Here is a 21792-nt window from a genome sequence, read left to right on the forward strand (position 1 = left end):
GCCCGCCGCCCGCCGTACCACCCGGCGGCGGCGTGCCGGGCGCGGTGTCCGCCGTGTCCGGGCGGCACCTCGCCCAAGGGGGATGGCCGGGCCGGCGGGCCGACGGGGACGATCTTCGGCCATTCCGCGCGCCGGTGCGGGGCCCCCGGTTCGGCGGAATGATCAACGTCTGACCGGATAACGACCGTACAAAACAAGCCAGTTGGCGGAGACGGGCGGGAATAGGGCGCGATCCGCACCCGGTTGCTTCGCAACATGACTGAGTCAACCAGCGACCCCGTCCGGGGTAGTGCATACGGAACCGCCCCTGTCCCGTTGTCCGTCCTGGACCTGGTCGCCCTCGGCGAGGGGAACACCGCCCACCAGGCGCTCCAGGCGTCACAGCGGCTGGCCCGCCTGGTCGAGTCCCGCGGATTCCTGCGGTACTGGGTGGCCGAGCACCACTCCATGCCCGGCATCTCCAGCAGCAGCCCCGCGGTCATCCTCTCCCATCTGGCGGCCCACACCCGGCGGCTCCGGCTCGGTTCGGGTGGCGTGATGCTGCCCAACCATGCCCCGCTGGTCATCGCCGAGCAGTTCGGCACCCTGGAGGCCCTGGCCCCGGGGCGTATCGACCTCGGTCTCGGCCGCGCGCCCGGCACCGACGGTGCCACGGCGGCGGCGCTGCGCCGCACCGGCGGGATGCCGGGCGCCGGGGACGACTTCCCCGCGGAGGTGACGGAACTCATCGGCTTCCTGCGGGGCGACTTCCCCGACCGGCACCCCTACCGCGGCGTGCACGCCGTCCCCGGCCCGGTGCAGGGACACACGGGGCATCCGCAGGTGTGGCTGCTCGGCTCCTCCGGCTTCTCCGCCCGCCTCGCCGGGCAGCTGGGGCTGCCCTTCGCCTTCGCCCACCACTTCTCCGCGCACAACACCCTGCCCGCGCTGGAGCTGTACCGCAGCAGCTTCCGCCCCTCCGCGGCCCTCGCCGAGCCGTACGTCGTCCTCGGTGTCTTCGCGTTCGCGGGAGACGACGCCCGGGAGGCGCGGCGGCAGGCACTCACCGGTGCCCTGGCCACCGTACGGCTGCGCAGCGGACGGCCCGGACTCATCCCGACCCCGGAGGAGGCCGAGGCCCACGTCTTCACCGAGCGGGAGACGGCCGCCCTCGGCGGCTGGCTCGACAACGCGCTGTACGGGACGGCGGACGAGGTCGCCGTGGGCCTGGACGAGCTGCAGAAGAGGACCGGCGCGGACGAGCTGATGCTGGCCATGAACTCGCACAGTCTGGACTTCCGGGTGCGCTCCTACGAACTGATATCCGACGCCTACGGGCTGCCGAACGGCCTCCCGGCCACCGGCTGACGGCACGCCGGAGGCCCTGGCCCCCGCATCGCATTCCGGGGGTCATGGCAGCACGGTGATCAGCCGGCTGCGGCCAGGAGCCCGGCGAGACGCCCGGCTGGGGTTTCCCAGCCGGGCGTCCCGCACGGGCGGCCGTTCGGCGCGATGGCGACGGCGGCCAGGTCTTCGGGGGCCAGGCGCGCCCGGTCCGCGGACGGTCTGTGCCTCGCGCGGGTAGCCGGACAGCGCTGAAGGCGGCACCCGCTGGTGGATCGCGGGTGCCGCCTCCTGCCGCCGGTCGGCGCTTCGGCCCGTTCCTCCGGCGCCGCCCGGCGGTCCGGCGGGACGGGCCTGCCTCAGGAAACGGCGGCCACCGACACCCGCCAGCCGTCGTCGGCGAGCCGGCGGCGGACGGACTCGGCGGAGAGCCGTGACGCGGCCAGACTCGCCGACAGCCCCGTCGCCGCACGGGACCACGACAGCCGGATGTCCTGCTCGCCGATGCCGGATTCCCGCGCGGCGTGCAGCAGCCGGTCCACCTCGCCGGGTCGGCCGGCCAGTGGGACCGTCAGCGTCACCGCCCCGGCGGAAGCGGCGCCGCCCGGCTCGTGCACGGCCGCCCAGCCGTCCTGGCCCCGGACCAGCAGCTCCCGGAGCACGGCCACGGCGTCCTCGGCGGCGTCCTCGCCGGAACCGGCCACCTCCAGCGCGTGCAGGGCCCGGGTGAGCTCCGCCAGGTCCTTCGTCAGCGCTTCCAGGATCTCCGCGATCGCCGGCGCGTTCGACCGGACGATGTCCGTCCACAGTCCGGGGTCGCCGCCCGCCACCCGGATCACGTCCCGCACCCCGCGGCCCGCGAGCCGCAGCGCGTCCCCGGACGCGTCCGCCAGCCGCGCCGCCATCAGCGAGGCCAGCAGGTGGGGCGTGTGCGAGACCAGGGCGACGGCACGGTCGTGCGCGTGCGGGTCCATCACCCGGGGAACGGCACCGCACAGCGCCACGGCGGCCAGCACGCCGTTGAGCGCGGCCGGTGAGGTCTCCGGACCGGGCGTCAGGATCCACGGACGGCCCTCGAAGAGGTCGGCGCGGGCGGCCAGCGGGCCGGAGCGCTCGCTGCCGGCCATGGGATGGCCGCCGACGAAGTCGTTCGGACGCGGCAGACCGCACCCGATGCCCAGCGCCGCGGGGGACTTGACACTCGCCACATCGGTGTAGGCCCGGGCCAGCCCGCGGCGCTGCTGCTGTTCCAGCACCTGGGCGACCAGGCCGGGCGGTACGGCGATCACGGCGAGGTCCACCGTGCCGTCGGGCGGACCGGCCGTACCGGCCCCGCGGGCCGCGGCGACCCGCGCCGCCGACTCGTCCGCGTCGATCAGGTGGACGTGCACGCCACGGCGGCTCAGCGCGAGGCCGGCGGACGTGCCGATGAGCCCGGTTCCCACCACGGCCGCGGTGCGGATCATTGGTTCCCCTTCTCCCCGGCGACACCCCTGCGCGGGAGCCGTCCGCCCCCGCACACGCGGGCACGGCGGTCACCGCCGTACCTCCGCGCCGCCCGAGTGTGTGCGGGGGCCCGGCCCCGTACTCGCGCGGCCGCGCACGGCGAGTGTCGAATCCGCGCATGTCCCCGCGTTCGCTAACGCGACAGAGCACATGCGCGGGCACGGCACAGTGCGCCCCCCGACCGTTCGTACCTTCGTCTCGCCGGGGGCCGCCGGACGGCCGCCGGGCGCCCCGGGAGCCGCGGGGAAGGCCGGCACACGACGGAGAGGAAGAACGGTGGAACTCGATCTGCGTACGGTGATGCGGCACTTCGCCACGGGCGTCGGTGTGGTGAGCAGCTGGACCGAGGACCCGGGCGAGCCCGGCGGACGGCGCCACGACGCGGTCACGGTGAACTCGCTGATCCCGGTGTCCTACGACCCCCCGCTCGTCGCGCTCTCCCTGCGCCACGGGTCGGCCTTCCTGGCGGACCTGCTGACGGCCGGGTTCTGGGGCGTGTCGATCCTCGCCGCGGACGGGGCGGACACCGCCCGCACGCTGGCGCGGCCGCGGGAGCACCGGGCCGAGGCCCTGCGCACCCTGCCCGCCTCACCGGGCCCGCACACCGGCGCCCTGCTGCTGGACGGCCCCGGATGGATGGAGTGCGCGCTGGCCGACTCCTTCACCGTCGGCGACCACCTCATGGTGATCGGCAGCGTGCTGGCCACCGGGGTGCGTGCCCCGCAGAACCCGCTCGTGTTCCTGCACGGTGCGCTCACCCCCGCCACCGCCGCCTGACACCGACCACCGCACGACCAGGACCACACCGTCCAGGGAGATCAGCATGTCCGAACTGACCACGGCCGTCGACAGCCCCGACACCGCCCCGACCGGCCCCGGGTCCGCCGCGCTGCGCGCGGCCCTGGACGCGGCCGCCCGCGTACTGGGCGAGGACCGGGTGGCGCGCGCGGCGGACGACGCCGAGCGGAGCCGGCTGCTCGGGCCCAACACGAGCCTGTTCCGCTCCCGCAGGGTCGCCGCCGTACTGCGGCCCACCACCGCCGAGCAGGTGCGGGAGATCGTCGAACTCTTCTCCCGGGAGCCGGATTCCGGGAGCCTGCACGCCATCAGCACGGGACGCAACTGGGGCCTGGGTTCCCGCGAACCCGCCCAGGACGACGTCGTGGTGCTGGACCTCGGCGGCCTGGACCGGGTGCGCACGCTGGACCTGGACGCCGGCTGGGCCGTCGTCGAACCGGGTGTCACCCAGGGACAGCTGTCCCGGCTGCTGTCCCACACCCCCCGGCTGGTCAACGTCACCGTCTCCGCCGCCGAGACCAGCATCGTCGGCAACGCCCTCGACCGCGGCGTGGGCATGCGCGGCCAGCGCACCGAGGACCTCGTCGGCCTGGAAGTGGTCCTGCCGGGCGGGGAGACCGTCCGCGTGGGCTGGTGGCCCACCGCGGGCCGCACCGCGCCGGTCTACCCGCACGGCCTGGGCCCGTCCGCGCTGCCGCTGTTCGTCCAGTCCAACCTGGGCGTGGTGACCGCCGCCGTGATCCGGCTGGCCCCGCGCCCCGAGACGGTGCGAGTGACCCGTCTGAGCTTCCCGGCCCCCGCGCTCGCCGAGGTGACCGACGCCGTGCGCCGCTGGGTCGCCCAGGGGCTGACCCGCGGCGTCCCGCGGATCTACGACCCGGCGGCCGGGCAGGCGTACGGCGGTGCCGAGGGCGAGTACCTGGTGCACCTGCCGGTCGACGGCACCGCCGAGGCGGTCGAGGCGCTCACCGGCATCCTGACCGCGGAGGCCCGCCGTACCGGCCTGTTCACCGACATCTCCGCCACCGACGGCAGCGATCCGGCCCACCCCAACCACGAGGTGACCCGCCTGGTGGAACGCGGGTACGCCGGCGACCCGGACATCACCGACACCCTGTTCCGGGTCAAGATGGGTGTCGGCGCCGACCGGATCGACACGGCGGCCGGGTTCCTGTTCTTCCTGCCGCTGCTGCCGTTCACCGGCGAGGCGGTGGCCCACGCGGACCGGCTGCTGCGCGAAGCGGCGGCCGAGACCGGCGTACGGCTCTCGGCGACCCTGCACCTGCTCGGCCCCGACCTCATCGACTGCGTGGTGGCGATGAAGTTCCCCCACGAGGAGGAGGCGGCCGAGCGGGCCCACCGGGCGCTGGACCTGCTGTACGCGTCGTTCGCCGAGGCCGGCTTCACCCCGTACCGGCTCGACATCGACCACGCCGGGCAGCGGGACGCGCTCTCCGTGGACGCCGCGGCCGTCGCCCTCACCCGCCGGCTCAAGGCGGTGCTCGACCCCAACAACGCCATCGCTCCGGGACGTTACCGCTGACCGCGGGAGACCGCCGGACACCAGTGAGACAGGGGACTTCGCAGATGGTTACATCACAGGCGGCTGCCACCAGGCGCCCCGCCACCTTCCGGCCCGTCACGGCGGAGGAACTGCTCCGCAGGGCCGAGGACCTCGTCCCGGTGCTGCGCGCCGCCTCCGAGGACATCGAACGGGCCCGCAGACTGCCCGCCGAGGTGGTCGAACAGCTCCGCGACGCCGGGGTCTTCCGGATGGGCGTGCCCGTCGAACAAGGCGGCCCGGGCCTCGACTCCGTCCAGCAGACGGAGGTCGTGGAGACCCTCGCCCGCGGCGACGCCTCCGCCGCGTGGTGCGCCATGATCGGCATGGACACCCCGCTGTACGCCCAGTTCCTGCCCGAGTCCGTCGCCCGCGAAGAGCTCGGCGACCCGGACATCATCACCGCCGGCCTCATCCTGCCCCTGGGCCGCGCGGAGCGGGTGCCCGGCGGCTACCGGGTCACCGGGCGCTGGGGGTTCGGCAGCGGCATCACCCACGCCGACTGGGTGGTGGCCGGCTGCTTCGTGCACCGGGACGGCCGGCCCGAGCCCGGTCCGGACGGGGCCCCCGGCCACTGGCGCATCATGCTGGCCCGCCGCGAGGAGTTCGAGGTCCTCGACACCTGGCACACCACCGGGCTGGCCGGCAGCGGCAGCTGCGACTACCGGGCCGACGACCTGTTCGTACCGGAGGAACACTCCTTCAGCCTGGGCCACCCGCGCACCCCCGGACCGCACGCGACCCCCGAGGCCATCCTGCGCAACATGCCCGGGGTGCCGCTCGGCGTGGCCCGGGCCGCCCTCGACTACGTGCGCGAACTGGCCGCCGACCGCACGGACCGCGCCACCGCCACGCCCTGGGCCGACACCTACCGGGTGCAGCTGGCCGTCGCCGAGTCCGAGATGGAGCTGGGCGCGGCCCGGCACGCCGTCTACGGCAGCCTGCGCCGGCAGTCGGAGATCATCGACGCGGGCGGCGAACTCGGCCCGGACGAGCGGGTGGACACCGTCCTCGCCAGGGTCAACGCGTTCCGGGTGGCCCGCACCATCGTCAGCCGGCTGTACGACCTGGTGGCGACCACCGCCATCTACCGCCCGTCGCCGCTGGACCGCTGGCTGCGTGACCTGACGACGATGCGCCAGCACGTCATCGCCCAGGACCAGGTGCTCCAGTCGGCCGGCGCGCACCTGCTCGGCGGCACTCCGCACAACCCGTTCAGCCTGGGCATCGTGGCATGACCGGGCACCCGCGCACCGGAGCCGCCGGCCCCGCCCCGTCGACGGCACCCGCCGGTCAGGCGCTGCTGCACGGCGGCGAGCTGCCCGAGCCGCCGGTCGGCACGCTGGGCGAGGCGTTGCCGCGTGCCGCCCGCACCCCGCACGGGGTGGTCCTGGTCGACCGGGAGGGCACCGCGACACACCGGTCCTACCGCGCTCTGCACGAGGACGCGGCACGGGTGTGCGCCGGACTGGCCGCGGCCGGGGCCCGGCCCGGGGCGCGGGTGATCCTGCGGACCGCGGACACCGCCGATCTGCTCACCGCCTTCTGGGCGTGTGTGCTCGCCGGCCTGGTCCCGCTGCCCGTACCGCCCGGCACCCCGGCGGGCGGACTCGCCGAGGCCGTCGCGGCGGTGGGGGAGGCGTGGCTGATCGGCGAGGACGTTCCCGCCGGGCTGCCCCCGCTGCTGCGCCCGCTCGGGCCGGTGGGCGCGCTGCGCGCTGCGCGCCCCGGCACCGTCCCGCCGGCGGCCGCCCGCCCGGACGACCTGGCGGTGCTCACGCTCACCTCGGGCAGCGGGGGGCGGCCCAAGGCGGTGCCGCTGACCCACCGGCACGTGATCGGCCGGGCCCACGCCACGGCGGTGGCGCGGGGACTGGGCGAGCACACCCGCAGCCTGAACTGGATGCCGTTGGACCACATCAGCGGGATCGTCATGTTCCACGTGCGGGACGTCTTCCTCGGCTGCCACCAGGTGCACGCCGACACCGCCTGGGTCCGGGCCGATCCGCTGCGCTGGCTGGACCTGGCCGACTCCGGGCGGATCGACACCACCTGGGCGCCCAGTCCCGCCTTCGCGCAGGTCGTCGACCGGCTGGCGGAGGGCCCGCCCCGGTCCTGGGACCTGAGCCGGCTGCGCTACGTCATGAACGGCGGCGCGCCGGTCAAGGACCGGGTCGCCCGCCGGTTCCTCGAGGCGCTGGCCCCCTACGGGCTGCCTCCGGACGCCGTGCACCCCGGCTGGGGGATGCCGGAGACCGCCTCCGGGGTCGTCGACAGCGTCTTCCGGCCCGCCGGCGCGCCGCGGCGCTTCGTACCGGTCGGCGTGCCGCACCCCGGGGTGTCCGTGCGCGTGGTGGACGAGCGGGGCCGGGTGCTGCCGGCCGGTGCCACGGGCCGGCTCCAGGTCACCGGGGTTCCGGTGGTCCGCGCCTACCTGGAGGGCGGCACACCGCGGCCGGCCCCGCTGTCCGCCGACGGCTGGCTGGTCACCGACGACCTCGCCTTCGTGGCGGACGGCGAACTGGTGGTGACGGGCCGGGCCGACGGACTCGTGGAGCTGAACGGCGCCTCCTGGTACGGCCACGAGATCGAGGACGCGGTCGAGGAACTGTCCTGTGTCCTGCCCGCGTCCGCGGTCGCCCGCGCGTTTCCCGCCGACGGTGCCGCGGCCGGTGGCCTGGCGGTGTTCTTCCGGCCCCGGCCCGGCATCGCGCCGACCGAGGCGGAGGAGCGGGTGCGGGAGCGGGTGCGGAGCCGGTTCGGCGCCGGCCCGGCCCATGTGGAGGCGCTGGCGGAGCACGAACTTCCCCGGACGGCCACCGGCAAGCTCCGCCGGTCGGTACTGGCCTCCCGGCTGCCCGGTGCCCGGCGTGGGCACCCCGAACGAAAGGCCTGACGTGTCTTTGGACCTGAGCGCGACGATGCGTACGTTCGCCACCGGGCTCACCGTCGTGACGACCTTCGAGGAGACGGAGGGCGGGCGACGGCACGACGCGGTGGTGGTGCGTTCCTTCACCTCCGTGTCCCTCGACCCGCCGCTGGTCTCCCTGGCCGTGCGGCGCGACTCCGATGTCCTCGCCACGCTCCTCGACACCCGGGTGTGGGCGGTGTCGATCCTCGACGTGGCCGGCGTCGACCTCGCCCGGGCCCTGGAGGGCGACCAGGAGGAGCGGGCCCGGGCCCTGCTCACCTGCGCGACCTCGCCGGGCCCCCGGACCGGCGCCCTGGTGCTGGACGCCCCGGGCTGGCTGGAGTGCGGCCTGCACGACCGGCACGACACCGGGGACCACACCGTGCTCATCGGCGAGGTGCTGGCCACCGGCGGCCGGTACCGGCGTCCCCCGCTGGTGGCCGTCAACGGCACCCTGCGCGTGCTGTCCGAGGCGTGACCCCCCGTCCGACCTGATCGACCGCTGTACGAACTCGTAGGAGGCACAGTGAAATTCGGCATCTGGCTCGACTTCCGCAACCCCGAGCGCTGGCGGCAGCCCTGGGCCGAGGTGTACGAGGAGAACCTCACGCTGGCGACGGACGCCGAGGAGCTGGGATTCGAGTCGGTCTGGCTCTCCGAGCACCACCTGACCGACGACGGCTACCTGCCTTCCCTCTTCCCGGCGCTGACGGCCATCGCCGCCCGCACCAGCCGGGTCCGGCTGGGCACCGCCATGCTGCTGGCGAGCCTCACCCACCCGCTGCGGCTCGCCGAGGACGCGGCCGTCGCCGACCTGCTCTCCGGCGGCCGGCTGGAACTCGGCCTGGCGCCCGGCTACCGCGAGAAGGAGTTCGAGGCCCTCGGCGTGCGGCGGGCCCAGCGCGGGGCGCGCACCGAGGAGACGGTGGAGATCCTGCGCCGGGCCTGGGACGGCGAGCCGTTCTCCTACGCGGGCCGGCACTTCACCGTGGACGACGTCGTGGTCACCCCCGTGCCCGACCGGCATCCGCCGGTGTGGGTCGGCGGCGGCGGCAAGGCCGCCGCGCTCCGGGCCGGCCGCCACGGTCTGCGGTTCCTGCCCGACCTCGGCACCTCGCCGGAGATCCTCGACCTGTACCGGCGGACCCTCGCCGAGAACGGCCACGACCCCGCGCGGTTCGGTGTCACCGCCATCGTCACCCCCGGCGTCTACGTCTGCGAGGACGCCGAGGAGGGCTGGCAGGAGATACGGGAGCACTACTGGTACCTGCTCAACAAGTTCCAGGAGTGGTTCGGCAACCCCGGTCTGCCGTCCGTCGACGACCTGCCCCGCGACCTGTTCCTCGTGGGCCCGCCCGACGTGATCGCCGAGGGCCTGCGCGACCGCGTCAAGCCGCTGGGCGACGTGGAGCGGGTCATCTTCTTCGGCCGGGCGCCCGGCCTGCCCGCCGACCGGGCCCGCCGCTCGCTGCGGCTCTTCGCCGAGCACGTGATCCCGCAGTTCCGCTGAGCCGGCGGCTCCCGCGCCGCGGCCCCGACCTTTCCCGTACGACGTCCCACCACGGAGGAGCACCATGCCAGACATCGCCATCGTCGGAGCCGGCGTATCCGGTCTGCACCTGGCGCTGCGGTTGCAGCAGGCCGGAGTGAACACCACGGTCTACGCCGAGCGCAGCCCCGAGGAGGTGGCCAAGGGCCGCCCGCTCAGCCTCCCGGTCCGCTTCGGCCGCACCGTCCGGCGCGAGCGGGAGCTGGGGGTCGCGCACTGGGACCAGCCGGAGAACCACACCCTCGGCGTGCGTCTCGTCGCGGCCGGCGACCCGCGGATCGACTTCCTCGGCCACCTCGACGCGCCCGCGAGCGGCATCGACCTGCGGCTCTACCTGCCCCGGCTGACCAGCGACTACCTGGAGCGCGGGGGCCGGCTGGAGGTGCTCTCGCCGGACGCCGCCGAGATCGACCGGATCTCCCTCGACCACGACCTGGTCGTCGTGGCGAGCGGCCGCAGCGCGCGTACCGGACTCTTCCCGCGCGACCCGGAGCGCTCGCCGTACACCGAGCCGCAGCGGATCCTGACCGCCGGCCTCTTCCACGGCATAGCGCCCGTGGAGCCGAGCCACATCCACTTCCAGGTCTCCGAGGCCGGGGAGATCTTCTCCACCCGGATCCTCACCGCCGACGGCCCCGTGCACGGCATGGTGGTGGAGGCGCTGCCCGGCGGTCCGCTGGAGCAGCTCGCCTCCTACGACCACGCCGGGGACCTGGCCGGCTTCGAGAAGACCCTGCTCTCCCTGGTCGGCGAGTTCGCGCCGGACCTGCGGGAACGCATCGACGACAGCGAGTTCGGGGTCATCCGTCCCGGCGATGTGATCCAGGGCGGTCTCACCCCGACGGTGCGCCGCGGCTGGACCACGCTGCCCTCGGGCCGGGTGGCCGTCGCCCTCGGCGACGCCTGGGTGCTCAACGACCCGCTGACCGGGCAGGGCGCCAACCTCGGCTCCCGCTGCGCGTTCGAGCTGGCCGAGCTGATCGTGGCCGCCGGGCCGTTCGACGCCGCCTTCGCCGAGCGGGCGAGCGCGGAGCTGTGGCGGATCGCGGAGCCGGTCGTCGCCTGGTCCAACCTCAACATCGGCCCCCCGCCGGAGCACCTGGGCGCGGTGTTCGTCACCGCCACCGGCGACCAGCGGGTGGCGGACGCGTTCGTCACCAACTTCAACCACCCGGCGGCCATGTGGGAGGCCATCAAGTCCTCCGAGGCCACCGAGTCCTGGCTGCGGAACGTGACCGCCGCCGGCTGACCGCTGTTCCCTCAGGCGGCCGGCGGCGCGCCGACGAGGGGACCGGCCGGGGCGTCCCACGCGGACATCGCCATGTCCACCAGGCCGTGCAGCAGCGCGCGATCCGCCCCGTCGCGCGCCTGGATCGACAGACCGTTGAGGAAGGTGGTGTAGAAGGCGGCGAGCCGGTCCGTGTCCGTGCCCGGGGCCAGTTCCCCCGCGGCCCCGGCGCTGTCCAGCCGGGCCTTGATCACCTCCTTGGTGCGGGCCCGGCAGCGCAGCGCGAAGTCGCGCACCGACTCGTGGTCCTCGGTGCAGTTGGTGGCGGCGAGCACGATCATGCAGCCGCGTGGCTTGTCCTCCGCGGTGAACCGGTCGACGCTCGCGTGCAGCAGCGCGGCGATGGCTCCCCGTGCGGTGGTCGCGGCTTCCATCTCGCGGCGCGAGGCCTCGGCCTCGGTGCGTTCGTAGAGGCCGATGGCCTCCCGGAACAACTGTTCCTTGTTCTTGAAGGCGGCGTACAGGCTGGGCGGGTTGATGCCCATGGCGGCACTGAGGTCGGTGGTCGACGTGGTCGCGTAACCACGCTCCCAGAAGACCAGCATGGCCGTGTGCAGTGCCGCGTCGCGATCGAAGGCGCGGGGGCGTCCGGTGCGGGCCACTTGACCTCCTTGACGGCGGATCAGCCGATCGTTAGCTTCATGTGTAGAGGTTAGTACAGAAGTCGCGCGACCCAAAGCACCCCAGGTGGTGACGGGCGTGCGGCCACTTCGTCCTGCGTCGAACCCTATGGTCCACCCGCCTCTCGCCCACCCGCCGGGCGGGCCCTCCGGGTACGGCGTTCAATCCCGAAGGAGATCCGGTTCATGGCTATCGCGGACGACGTCCCGGCGGACGGCGCCTCACCCGATGCGGGCAAAGAGGCCCCCGTGCGCTGGGGCCTGCGCGAATGGCTGATGCTCGTGGTGGTGTGCGGCGCCTTCTCGCTGGACGCCCTCGACAACATCATGGTGGGCATCGCCACGCCCCAGATCAAGGACGAGTTCGACATGAGCACGTCCGCCGCGCAATGGGTCGTGAGCGCCTACGTCCTGGGCTTCGGCGGCTTCCTGCTGCTCGGTGGCCGCATGGCGGACCTGCTCGGCAAGCGGCGGGTGTTCCTCACCGGCCTCACCGTCCTCGCGGTCGGCTCACTCGCCGGCGGCCTGGCCACCAGCGGCGTCATGGTGGTCGTCGGCCGCCTGGTGATGGGCATCGGCGCGGCGCTGACCGCTCCCTCCGCCCTCTCCATCATCGTCGGCAACTTCCCCGAGGGCCCCCAGCGCAACCGTGCCGTCGGCATCTACACCGCCTGCGGCGCCGTCGGGTACTCCATCGGCGTGGTGGTCGGCGGCGCCCTCACCGAGGCGAGCTGGCGCTGGACCTTCATGCTCTCCGTGCCGGTCGCCGTGGCGGCCCTCGTCGGCGCCCTCGTCCTCGTTCCCAAGGACCCCGCGCACGACGGCGGCAAGCGCCACTACGACGCCGCCGGTGCCGTCACCGTGACCGCCGCCATGCTGCTGCTCGTCTACGGCATCGTGCAGGCCCCCACCGAGGGCTGGCTCTCCGCCCCCACCCTCGGCGTCCTCGCGGTCGCGGTCCTGCTGCTCGCCGTCTTCGCGGTCATCGAGTCGCGCTCCCCGCAGCCGCTGCTCCGCCTCGGCCTGCTGCGCAACAAGTCGCTGGTCGGCGCCAGCCTGATCGCCGCGGCCATCCTCGGCACCTACATGAGCTACCAGTTCATCGGCAGCCTCTACCTGCAGACCTACCGGGGCTGGTCCCCGCTGGAGATGGCGTTCGCCTTCCTGCCGATCGGCCTGATGATCCTCACCTTCGCGCCGCGCGCCGGAAAGTGGCTCGGCCGGACCGGACTGCGCTGGCCGATCTTCGGCGGCATGTTCGCCTACGCCGTCGCCTTCCTGCTCTTCCTCCAGGTCGGTGAGGGCTCCTCGTACTGGCTGATGGTGCTGCCCAGCATGCTGCTCATCGGCATCGGCTTCCCCTTCGCCTTCACCGCGGCCAACGTGCAGGCCACCAACGGCGTCGACGAGTCCGAGCAGGGCCTCGCCGCGGGCATCCTGCAGACCGGCTACCAGGTGGGTGCCGCGGTCGTGCTCGCCGTGGTGACCGTGCGCATGGGCAACGAGGACGACACCGCCGACCGGCCCGCCCTGCTCGACGGCTACCACCAGGGCACCTGGGTGATCATCGCCATCGCCGCCGTGTCGGCGCTCGCGGTGCCGCTCGCCGCGCTGGCCGCCCGCCGCCGGACCGCCACCGCCACCGCCCCGGCCGCGCGGCGCGCCGTGGCCGTGGACGAGCGGCCGGCCGAGTCGGCCGGGCACTCCGCGGGCTGACCGACGGTGCCGAGCCCCGACGGCGGGGCTCGGCACACCAGGAGGCCGGCCCCCCTGCGCGGGGGGCCGGCCTCTTGTCGTGGGTGCGGCCCGGCGAGGAGCCGCCCGGTCACTCCTCCAGCAGGTCGGGCTGCTCGTGCACGATCTCGTCCCACAGCAGCTGGAAGCTGAACCAGCCGAGGTGCCGGTCCCCGAAGCCGTCGCGGGCCGCCGTCGCCTGCTCGTGGCTCATCGGCTTCGGCTGCCCGGCCGCCGCGGCCAGCAGCTGCACCTGGGCGGCGGCCTCGTAGGTGAAGAACCAGTGCACCGCCTCGTCCACCGAGCCGCCGACGGTGATCAGCCCGTGGTGGCGCAGCAGGATCGCCCGGTGGTCGCCCAGCTTGTCGGCGATGTCCTCGCCCTGGGCCAGGCTGATGGACGGGCCCTCGTAGTCGCTGTAGAGGACCTGGTCCTGGTAGAAGGCGGCGGACTCCTGGTCGAGGGGCTCCAGCAGCCTGCCGAGCGCGCCGAGGGCCCGCGAGTACGGCGTGTGCCCGTGGGCCGCCGCGGTGGCGCCCGGGTTGGCCCGGTGGATGGCGGAGTGGATGACGAACGCGCTGGGGTTCACCCGGTGCCGGCCCTCGACGACCCGGCCCTGCGCGTCCACCAGGATCAGGTCACGGACCTTCACCCGGCTGAAGGAGACCCCGAACGGGTTCACCCAGAAGCGGTCCTCGTCCTCGGGGTCGCGCACCGAGATGTGCCCGGAGATGCCCTCCCCGTAGCCGTACTTGCCGAACAGCCGCAGTGCGGCGGTCAGGCGCTGCTTGCGGTGTCTGCGGTCGTCCTCGACGGAGTCGAAGACCGGCTCCGTGGGCAGCGGGAGCCCGGTGTGGGTGTCCGCGAGGTAACTGGGACGTTCGCGTGTTGCGGTGTCGCTCATCTGTCGACTCCTCGGTCGTCGGTGATCGTCCGGCCCAAAGGGGCCGGTCCGCGGGCCCGGCGGCCCTGTGCCGCCGGACCGTGTGGTCACGCGGGTTGCATGGAGTCCGCGAACCCGACCGTGCTGCGGGCCGCGTCCCGGCGGATGGCGTCGGCGATGTCGACGGCGCGGTCCACCAGGGAGGGAACCCCGAAGGTGAAGAACAGCGAACCGGCGGCCAGGTCGCCCAGGGCGTACACCCGGCGGTCGGTCCCGCCGTCGGTGAGCAGGCCACTGGTGGCCCGGGCGACGGAGACCCCGCCCCGCGGGTGCCGGGACGCCAGTCCCCGTCCGGTGAGCGCGTCGACCAGTGCCGCGGCGGCCGGCGGGACGCGGTGTGCGGGCGGGCTCACCGCGTTCACGACGACATCGGCGTGCCGGACGCCGTCGGTGCCGTGCACCCGGAAACCACCGGCGGGGTCGGGGCTGATCCGCTCCACCCCGCGCAGCACACCGAGCCGGCCGCTGTCGGCCTGCTCCAGCAGCGTCGCGGCGCTGGCCGGCGGCATGGGGCAGCACAGGCTCATGATCGTCCGGTAGTGGTCGCGCAGCAGCCGGGACTTGTCCTGCTCGGGCAGCAGCGGCCACACATCGGGACCGGTGTCCGGAACGGCGCGTTGCAGGATGCGCAGCCCCGGATCGGGGTCGTTCACCAGGTCCAGCTGCCGGCGCAGACGGGCCAGGGGTTCCTCGGTGCCGCTTCCGCCGATCTCCCGCACGACCGCGTCGAAGCGGGAGCCGGCGGCGGACAGCTCGGTCCGCATGAGGGCGACGGCGTCGTCCAGGGGCAGCCGCTCGCCCCGGGCGGCCATGGCCCGGAAGCGTTCCGCGGTGAAGTGCCGCGGCTCGTGCTCGACCGGCCGCTGCCGGACACCGGGCAGCACACCGCGCCGGGAGGCCAGCACGACCTCCCCGGTGTGCCCGGCCGCGGTGAGCGACAGGACGACGTCCACGGCGGTCAGCCCGCTGCCCAGCACGACCACCCGGTCCCGCTCACCGATACCGGCCAGCTGTCGGACCACCGGGTAGGGATCCGCGACGAAGCCCGGCGCACCGGACAGGCCGTGCGGGTCGGCCGGCGTCCCGGTGCCGACGCACAGGACGACATGGTCCAGCGCGAAGGCGTCCCGGCCGGCGGTGCGGGCCACCAGGGCGCCGTCCTCCCGGACCAGGTCGGTGACGGCCTCCCGCACCAGCCGGATCCGGCCGCCCAGCGCGGCGAGCCGGCTGAGCGAGCTGCGGGCGCACTGCTCGAGATAGTCGCCGTAGACGGCGCGTGGCGGGAAGGAGATGCCCGACCTGACGTCCACGTGGTCCGTCCGCACCCCGAGCATCTTCGTGCGCGTCCGGAGCCAGCGGGTGAAGTGGGCCGGATCGCCGGCGCGCACGGTCATGTCCTCGGGCGGGGCGTTCACCCGCAGGACCGTCGCGTCGGGCTGGTAGGCGCGGCCCCGCCACAGGTGTGGAGAGGGATCGAATACGGTCACCGACCGCGGGACCTCGTCATGCCGGCTCAGTGCGTCGAGCAGGCATACCGCGGAGGCACCTCCTCCGATTATCCCAATTCTCGTGGGAATTGGCATATGTGAAACCCCCGTTCCATGATGCGGGCGACTTCTGCCCTTCTTCCGGCAGTAGTCGATGGAATCGGCCGGGTGGAAATGGCCGCACTGCGTGCAGAACCGGAATGAAAACCGCGCGGAAGTACGGAATCATTCTTCTGTCTTCCGGACACCGCCCCTGGTGCATGCGCGCATACGGGATAACGGATTCGCGCACGAACGGGCGCGGCGGCCACGTCGGCTTGCCGCGCCCGATGTCCGGGGCGGAGCGGTGGGAAAGGCCCGGGGGAGCTACCCGCGGGCGGACAGGGCCTGCCTGCGCCACTCGCGGGGCGTCAGGCCGTAGCGCTCCCGGAAGAGCTTGCTGAAGTGGGACGCGCTGTCCAGTCCCCAGCGCTCGGCGATGTTGGCGACCGTCAGATGGGCGGCACGCGGATCGGCCAGGTCGTCCCGGCAGCGCCCCAGCCGCTCGTTGCGGATCCACAGGGCGGGGCTGGTGTTCTCCTCCTGGAAGAGCAACTGGAGATACCGCAGCGAGATGTTGTGGCTGCGGGCCAGCAGGCCGGGGCTCAGTTCGGCGCGGTTCAGACGGGCACGCGCGAACGTCTTGATGCGGTGCAGCAGTGCCAGGCGGGCCGCGGTGGGATCACTGCCCATCGCGCCCAGCTTCTCCGCGCACACGGCCGTGACCAGGCTGGCGACGCTGTTGCCCAACTGGTCCGCGACCGACGTGTCGAACTCGGTCATGCGCGGGGCCGCGCTGCGCAGCAGGCCCGCGAGCAGCGCGCTCGCTCCCTTGGCGCCACACCAGGTGGCCGCGCCCAGCGGGTGTTCCAGTCCGGCCCTGAGATCGACCAGACGGTGGTCGAACTTCACGCTCACCATGTGGATGGGGCGCCGCATCGACATGCGGAACGGGCGGGAGCTGTCGTGTGAGAAGAGGTTGCCGGTCCGGGCGACCGCCGTGCGCTCGCCCTGGCTGACCTGTACCTCGCCGTCGAGGACGAAGGTCAGGTAGAGCGGCGCGAAGGCGGCCTTGCCGGCCAGTCGTTCGGTGCGCTCGACGGAGTGCGGCCCGGCCTTGACCGCGGCGAGCTGTACGGTACCGAAGGTGCCGGAGGCAATGGCTCCGCGAAAGTCACCAGGCTCGGTCCGGTAGACATGCAATGGGCCGCACGTGTCGGCCACCATTTCCCCCCAGGTATGAAAGCTGTGTCGCAGGCGCGACTCCTCCGTGCGCAGCACCTGCACCGGTCTCCGCGCGTCGACCTGCTCGGTCTTCATGACCGATGCTCTGAGGTCGTTCCGGGTATGCCTATGCCTCGTCGTAGGCGGGGCATCAAAACTCCTTTCCCGTTTTCCTGATAAAAGCCGAGGTCAGTTCCGCGTGACATTCTGTGCCAGGGCCCCGCCGGCCTGGCAGTAAGGTTCACGCCATTGGCTGTCGCCGCGACTGTCGACGCTCCGTGTCCCTCCCTGGTGAGAGGGGGTGTCGACCTGCACGCAGGGTAGTTAACGAAAAGTTTGCGACGAGAAACGGGACGACCGGTCGGCCCGTGCGGGCGCCCGGAATCCCGACCCCTCCCGGTGGCTGATCCGAGACGGTGGTGGCACGCTGTGCCAGGACGGCCGGAAAGGCCCCTTGACGTCGCGGGTGTTCGTAGGGTCCGGCCGCTACGCGCCCGGCACCGGGCCGTGCACGACCTCGTGCTCCCATGCCTCACGGGGCTGGGTGTGCAGACGCCAGTACCGCTCGGCGATGTCGTCGGGGTCGTAGGCGCCACCGGGGGAGACCGCGCCCGGCACGGTCACCGAGGCCACGTGGACACCCGCCGGACCGTACTCCGCATCGAGCAGGCTGACCAGGGTCCGGATACCGTATTTGCCCAGTCCCAAACTCACGTACCGGCGGTCGGGACGCGGCATACCGCCGGTGAACAGGATGGACCCCCGTCCCCGCGCCGCCATGCCCGGAGCCACGCGGACGGCGGTGCTGAGCGCGCCGACCACGTTGACCGCCCAGGCGTCCAACTGCCCCCGCGCGTCGAGTTCGCCCGGGGAGTCCTGGCGGATCAGGGCCGCGTTGTACACGGCCGCCTCGATCGGCCCGAGCTCCTCGGCGGCCCGGTCCAGCGCGGCGTGCAGCGCGGCCTCGTCCGTGCTGTCGGCGGTGAGGGGCAGCACCTTCCGGCCGCTCCGCCCGATCTCCTCGGCCACCCGCGCCACGGTCTCCGACCGCCGCGCGATCACGGCGACGGAGAGGCCCTCCCGTGCGAACCGGGCGGCGACGGCCTTGCCGATTCCGGGTCCCGCACCGACCACGACTGCTGTGGACACCATCAACTCCCTTGTATGTGGGGACGATTACGAGCGGAGCGTACGTCCCGGGAGCGGTGCGGCACATTCCGCTTCGTGCCCGGATCTGCCACGGGAGCCGACCCCGGTGACACAGCGTCACGGTGGACCGGACCCCGTCCGGAGGCCGGAGGGCGTGCGGCGCGCGCGGGGGCCGGAACGGCGACGGGGCGGCAGGTGGACACCTGCCGCCCCGTCGCCGCGTCACTGCCTCACGGCGATGCCGGCGGATACAGCGACCGCGGCAGCTGCGAGGCCGCGGCGGAGTCCAGCAGCCACAGGGTGCGCCGGGTGCCGTACGCGCCCGCCGCCGGGGCCTGGATCTCGCCCGCGCCCGACAGGGCGATGGCCGCGGCCTCCGCCTTGTCCTCGCCGGCCGCGAGGAGCCAGACCTCGCGGGCCGCCCGGATCGCCGGGAGGGTGAGGGTGACCCGGGTGGGCGGGGGCTTGGGCGCGCCGTGCACGCCGACCACCGTGCGCTCGGTCTCCCGTACGGCCGGCAGCTCCGGGAAGAGCGAGGCCACATGGGTGTCCGGGCCGACGCCCAGCATGAGCACGTCGAAGGCGGGCACCGGGCCGTGGTTCTCCGGTCCGGCCGCCTTGGCCAGCTCCGCCGCGTACGCCTCGGCCGCCGCCTCGACGTCCGAGCCGTACGGGCCGTCGGAGGCGGGCATGGCGTGCACCCGCTCCGGGTCCAGCGGGACGGAGTCCAGCAGCGCCTCGCGGGCCTGCGTGACATTGCGCTCGGGGTCGCCCTCGGGGAGGTAGCGCTCGTCACCCCACCACAGGTCGAGCCTGCCCCAGTCGATGGCGTCCCGGGCGGGCGCCGCCGCCAGCGCGGCCAGCAGCCCGTTGCCGTTGCGGCCGCCGGTGAGGACCACGGACGCGGTGCCCCGGGAGGCCTGCGCGTCCACGATCTTCGTGATCAGGCGGGCCGCGGCGGCCTGCGCCATCAGCTCCTTGTCGTGGTGGACGACCAGCTGGGGTGTGTTCACTTCGCCGCCGCCTTCCTCGCCGGTGCCTTCTTGGCGCTCTTGGCCGCCGCCTTCTTCGCGGGGGCCTTGGCCGCCTCCTCCACCGGCTCCGGCTCGGCGGTCGGCTCGGCGGCCGGTTCGGCGGCCTCCGCCGTGGTGACCGGCTCGGCGGCCGGTCCGGCCGGGGCCTCGGCGGACTGCTTCGGCACCGTGTCCAGCCGCTCCACGCCGTAGCGCAGCGCCGACGCGTAGGTGTCGTCCGGGTCCAGCCGGCGCAGCTCCTCCGCGATCAGCTCGGCGGTGTCCCGCCGCTTCAGCGCCACCGCGCGGGCCGGCTGGCCCTCGATGGCGAGCGTGGCCAGCGAGCCGTCCGCGCGGTCCAGGGTGATCGGCCCCCGGCTGGTGTCCAGCCGGACGGCGGTGAGCCCCGGGCCGGCGGACGGGGAGCGCCGGACGGGCACGTCCAGCCGGTCCGCGAGCCACATCGCCAGCAGCTCACAGCTCGGGTTGAACTCCTCGCCCTCCACCTCCACGGCCCGCACCTCGCACGCGACCTGGTCCAGGGCCGCCGCCAGCATTGAACGCCACGGCGTGATCCGGGTCCAGGACAGGTCGGTGTCGCCGGGGGTGTAGGCCACGGCGCGGGCGGCCAGCTCGCGCACCGGCTGCTCGGCGGTGTAGCTGTCGGTGACCCGGCGCTGGGCGAGCGCGCCCAGCGGGTCCTTAGCCGGGTCGAGCGGCGCGTTCACCGGCCACCACACGACGACCGGGGCGTCCGGCAGCAGCAGCGGCAGGACCACCGAGTCGGCGTGCTCGACGACCTCGCCGTACAGCCGCAGGACCACCGTCTCGCCGGTGCCCGCGTCCGCGCCCACCCGCACCTCGGCGTCCAGCCGCGAGGCGGTGCGGTCGCGCGGGCCGCGCGATACCCGCTTGATGACGACGAGCGTGCGCGAGGGGTGCTCGCGCGAGGCGTCGTTGGCGGCCTTCAGGGCGTCGTAGGCGTTCTCCTCGTCGGTGACGATGACGAGGGTCAGGACCATGCCGACGGCGGGGGTGCCGATGGCGCGGCGGCCCCGCACGAGCGCCTTGTTGATCTCTCCGGCGGTGGTGTCGGTCAGATCTATCTTCATGGCCGGCGCCAGCTCCGTCCGTCTCGTGCGAGCATCTCGTCCGCTTCCACCGGACCCCAGGTGCCCGACTTGTACTGCGCGGGCCTGCCGTGCGTGTCCCAGTACTCCTCGATCGGGTCGAGGATCTTCCAGGACAGCTCGACCTCCTCCGTGCGCGGGAAGAGGTTGGCGTCGCCGAGCAGCACGTCCAGGATCAGCCGCTCGTACGCCTCCGGGCTGGACTCCGTGAACGACTCGCCGTAGGCGAAGTCCATGGACACGTCCCGGATCTCCATCGAGGTGCCCGGCACCTTGGAGCCGAAGCGGACCGTGACGCCCTCGTCGGGCTGGACGCGGATGACGATCGCGTTCTGGCCCAGCTCCTCCGTCGCCGTGGTGTCGAACGGGGAGTGCGGGGCCCGCTGGAAGACCACCGCGATCTCGGTGACCCGGCGGCCCAGCCGCTTGCCGGTGCGCAGGTAGAAGGGGACGCCCGCCCAGCGGCGGTTGTCTATCTCCAGCTTGATCGCGGCGTAGGTGTCGGTCTTCGACTTCGGGTCGATGCCCTCCTCTTCGAGGTAGCCGATGACCTTCTCGCCGCCCTGCCAGCCCGCCGCGTACTGACCGCGCACGGTGTCCGCGCCCAGGTCCTTCGGCAGCCGGACCGCGCCGAGCACCTTCTCCTTCTCCGCGGCCAGCGCGTCCGCGCCGAAGGAGGCAGGCTCCTCCATCGCGGTGAGCGCCATCAGCTGGAGCAGGTGGTTCTGGATGACGTCGCGGGCGGCGCCGATGCCGTCGTAGTAGCCGGCCCGGCCGCCGATGCCGATGTCCTCGGCCATGGTGATCTGCACGTGGTCCACGAAGGACCGGTTCCAGATCGGTTCGAACATCTGGTTGGCGAAGCGCAGCGCCAGGATGTTCTGGACGGTCTCCTTGCCGAGGTAGTGGTCGATCCGGAACACCTGGTCCGGCTCGAACACCTCGTGCACGACCTTGTTGAGCTCCTCGGCCGACGCCAGGTCGTGGCCGAACGGCTTCTCGATGACCGCGCGCCGCCAGGAACCGCCGCTCTGATCGGCCAGGCCGTGCTTCTTCAGCTGCTGGATGACCACCGGGAAGGAGCGCGGGGGCACCGACAGGTAGAAGGCGAAGTTGCCGCCCGTGCCCTGGGCCTTGTCCAGCTCGTCGATGGTGGCGCGCAGCCGCTCGAAGGCATCGTCGTCGTCGAAGGTGCCCTGGACGAAGCGCATCCCCTGGAGGAGCTGCTGCCAGACCTCCTCGCGGAACGGGGTGCGCGAGTGCTCCTTGACGGCGTCGTGGACGACCTGCGCGAAGTCCTCGTGCTCCCAGTCGCGGCGGGCGAAGCCCACCAGGGAGAAGCCCGGCGGCAGCAGACCCCGGTTGGCGAGGTCGTACACCGCGGGCATCAGCTTCTTGCGGGACAGGTCGCCCGTGACGCCGAAGATGACCAGGCCCGACGGCCCCGCGATGCGCGGGAGCCGTCGGTCGGCCGGGTCACGAAGCGGGTTCGCTCCGGAACCGGAAACGGGTGACAA

The 21792-nt window shown here is 73.6% G+C and carries 18 protein-coding genes; 9 read left to right on the plus strand and 9 right to left on the minus strand.

Features of this window, described 5'->3' with window-relative positions:
• The first annotated feature begins 255 nt into the window (after nt 1–255).
• Nucleotides 256–1347, plus strand: coding sequence for an LLM class flavin-dependent oxidoreductase (locus ACSURM_RS27670; protein ID WP_436958504.1), 1092 nt, complete (start codon nt 256–258; stop codon nt 1345–1347).
• A 335-nt stretch (nt 1348–1682) separates the two neighbouring features.
• On the opposite strand, the gene ACSURM_RS27675 is transcribed toward ACSURM_RS27670, so the two are convergent.
• Nucleotides 1683–2789 carry a prephenate dehydrogenase gene (locus ACSURM_RS27675; RefSeq protein ID WP_436958505.1) on the minus strand — a complete coding sequence of 369 codons (1107 nt, stop codon included), beginning with the start codon at nt 2787–2789 and terminating at the stop codon, nt 1683–1685.
• A gap of 316 nt (nt 2790–3105) precedes the next feature.
• Between ACSURM_RS27675 and ACSURM_RS27680 the strand changes: the two genes are divergently transcribed.
• The 7 genes from ACSURM_RS27680 (at nt 3106) to ACSURM_RS27710 (ending at nt 10897) form a co-directional block, all read left to right on the plus strand.
• Nucleotides 3106–3606, plus strand: coding sequence for a flavin reductase family protein (locus ACSURM_RS27680; protein ID WP_436958506.1), 501 nt, complete (start codon nt 3106–3108; stop codon nt 3604–3606).
• 46 nt (nt 3607–3652) lie between these two features.
• A complete protein-coding gene (locus ACSURM_RS27685; RefSeq protein ID WP_436958507.1) occupies nt 3653–5170 on the plus strand; it encodes an FAD-binding oxidoreductase in 1518 nt (505 codons plus the stop codon).
• 44 nt (nt 5171–5214) lie between these two features.
• Nucleotides 5215–6426 carry an acyl-CoA dehydrogenase family protein gene (locus ACSURM_RS27690; protein WP_436958508.1) on the plus strand — a complete coding sequence of 404 codons (1212 nt, stop codon included), beginning with the start codon at nt 5215–5217 and terminating at the stop codon, nt 6424–6426.
• A complete protein-coding gene (locus ACSURM_RS27695) occupies nt 6423–8084 on the plus strand; it encodes an AMP-binding protein (RefSeq protein WP_436958509.1) in 1662 nt (553 codons plus the stop codon). The genes ACSURM_RS27690 and ACSURM_RS27695 overlap by 4 nt, the downstream gene beginning before the upstream one ends.
• Nucleotide 8085: 1 nt before the next feature.
• Entirely contained in the window at nt 8086–8577 is a 492-nt protein-coding gene (locus ACSURM_RS27700) for a flavin reductase family protein (protein WP_359052239.1), read from the plus strand.
• A 48-nt stretch (nt 8578–8625) separates the two neighbouring features.
• Nucleotides 8626–9609 (plus strand): LLM class flavin-dependent oxidoreductase, encoded by a 984-nt coding sequence (locus tag ACSURM_RS27705; RefSeq protein ID WP_436958510.1) that lies wholly within the window; start codon nt 8626–8628, stop codon nt 9607–9609.
• Nucleotides 9610–9673: 64 nt separating this feature from the next.
• Nucleotides 9674–10897, plus strand: coding sequence for a styrene monooxygenase/indole monooxygenase family protein (locus ACSURM_RS27710; RefSeq protein ID WP_436958511.1), 1224 nt, complete (start codon nt 9674–9676; stop codon nt 10895–10897).
• An 11-nt stretch (nt 10898–10908) separates the two neighbouring features.
• Here the strand turns inward: ACSURM_RS27710 and ACSURM_RS27715 are convergent, their stop codons facing one another.
• On the minus strand, nt 10909–11538 hold the full coding sequence (locus ACSURM_RS27715; RefSeq protein WP_436958512.1) for a TetR/AcrR family transcriptional regulator: 630 nt from the start codon (nt 11536–11538) through the stop codon (nt 10909–10911).
• 204 nt (nt 11539–11742) lie between these two features.
• Here ACSURM_RS27715 and ACSURM_RS27720 point away from each other — a divergent pair, with 204 nt between their 5' ends.
• Nucleotides 11743–13272, plus strand: a complete 1530-nt coding sequence (locus ACSURM_RS27720) for an MFS transporter (protein WP_436958513.1) — start codon at nt 11743–11745, stop codon at nt 13270–13272.
• 109 nt (nt 13273–13381) lie between these two features.
• Here ACSURM_RS27720 and ACSURM_RS27725 read toward each other — a convergent pair whose 3' ends face one another.
• From ACSURM_RS27725 to zwf, 7 genes are all read right to left on the minus strand, one after another.
• Nucleotides 13382–14194 (minus strand): class II aldolase/adducin family protein, encoded by an 813-nt coding sequence (locus tag ACSURM_RS27725; protein ID WP_436958514.1) that lies wholly within the window; start codon nt 14192–14194, stop codon nt 13382–13384.
• Nucleotides 14195–14280: 86 nt separating this feature from the next.
• Nucleotides 14281–15816 carry an FAD/NAD(P)-binding protein gene (locus ACSURM_RS27730; protein WP_436958516.1) on the minus strand — a complete coding sequence of 512 codons (1536 nt, stop codon included), beginning with the start codon at nt 15814–15816 and terminating at the stop codon, nt 14281–14283.
• 270 nt (nt 15817–16086) lie between these two features.
• Nucleotides 16087–17079: a helix-turn-helix domain-containing protein gene (locus ACSURM_RS27735; RefSeq protein WP_436958517.1), complete on the minus strand. Its 993-nt coding sequence runs from the start codon at nt 17077–17079 to the stop codon at nt 16087–16089.
• A gap of 390 nt (nt 17080–17469) precedes the next feature.
• The gene (locus ACSURM_RS27740; protein WP_436958519.1) at nt 17470–18135 is read right to left on the minus strand and encodes an SDR family NAD(P)-dependent oxidoreductase; all 666 of its coding nucleotides are present in this window, start codon (nt 18133–18135) and stop codon (nt 17470–17472) included.
• A gap of 227 nt (nt 18136–18362) precedes the next feature.
• Nucleotides 18363–19145: a 6-phosphogluconolactonase gene (pgl, locus tag ACSURM_RS27745; RefSeq protein WP_436958520.1), complete on the minus strand. Its 783-nt coding sequence runs from the start codon at nt 19143–19145 to the stop codon at nt 18363–18365.
• The gene (gene opcA, locus ACSURM_RS27750; RefSeq protein WP_436958521.1) at nt 19142–20257 is read right to left on the minus strand and encodes a glucose-6-phosphate dehydrogenase assembly protein OpcA; all 1116 of its coding nucleotides are present in this window, start codon (nt 20255–20257) and stop codon (nt 19142–19144) included. Before opcA ends, pgl begins: the two co-directional genes overlap by 4 nt.
• Nucleotides 20254–21792 (minus strand): glucose-6-phosphate dehydrogenase, encoded by a 1539-nt coding sequence (gene zwf / locus ACSURM_RS27755; protein ID WP_189752313.1) that lies wholly within the window; start codon nt 21790–21792, stop codon nt 20254–20256. Before zwf ends, opcA begins: the two co-directional genes overlap by 4 nt.

It is taken from the genome of Streptomyces sp. SudanB182_2057 (genome assembly GCF_964272715.1).
Taxonomy (GTDB): Bacteria; Actinomycetota; Actinomycetes; order Streptomycetales; family Streptomycetaceae; genus Streptomyces; species Streptomyces rubradiris.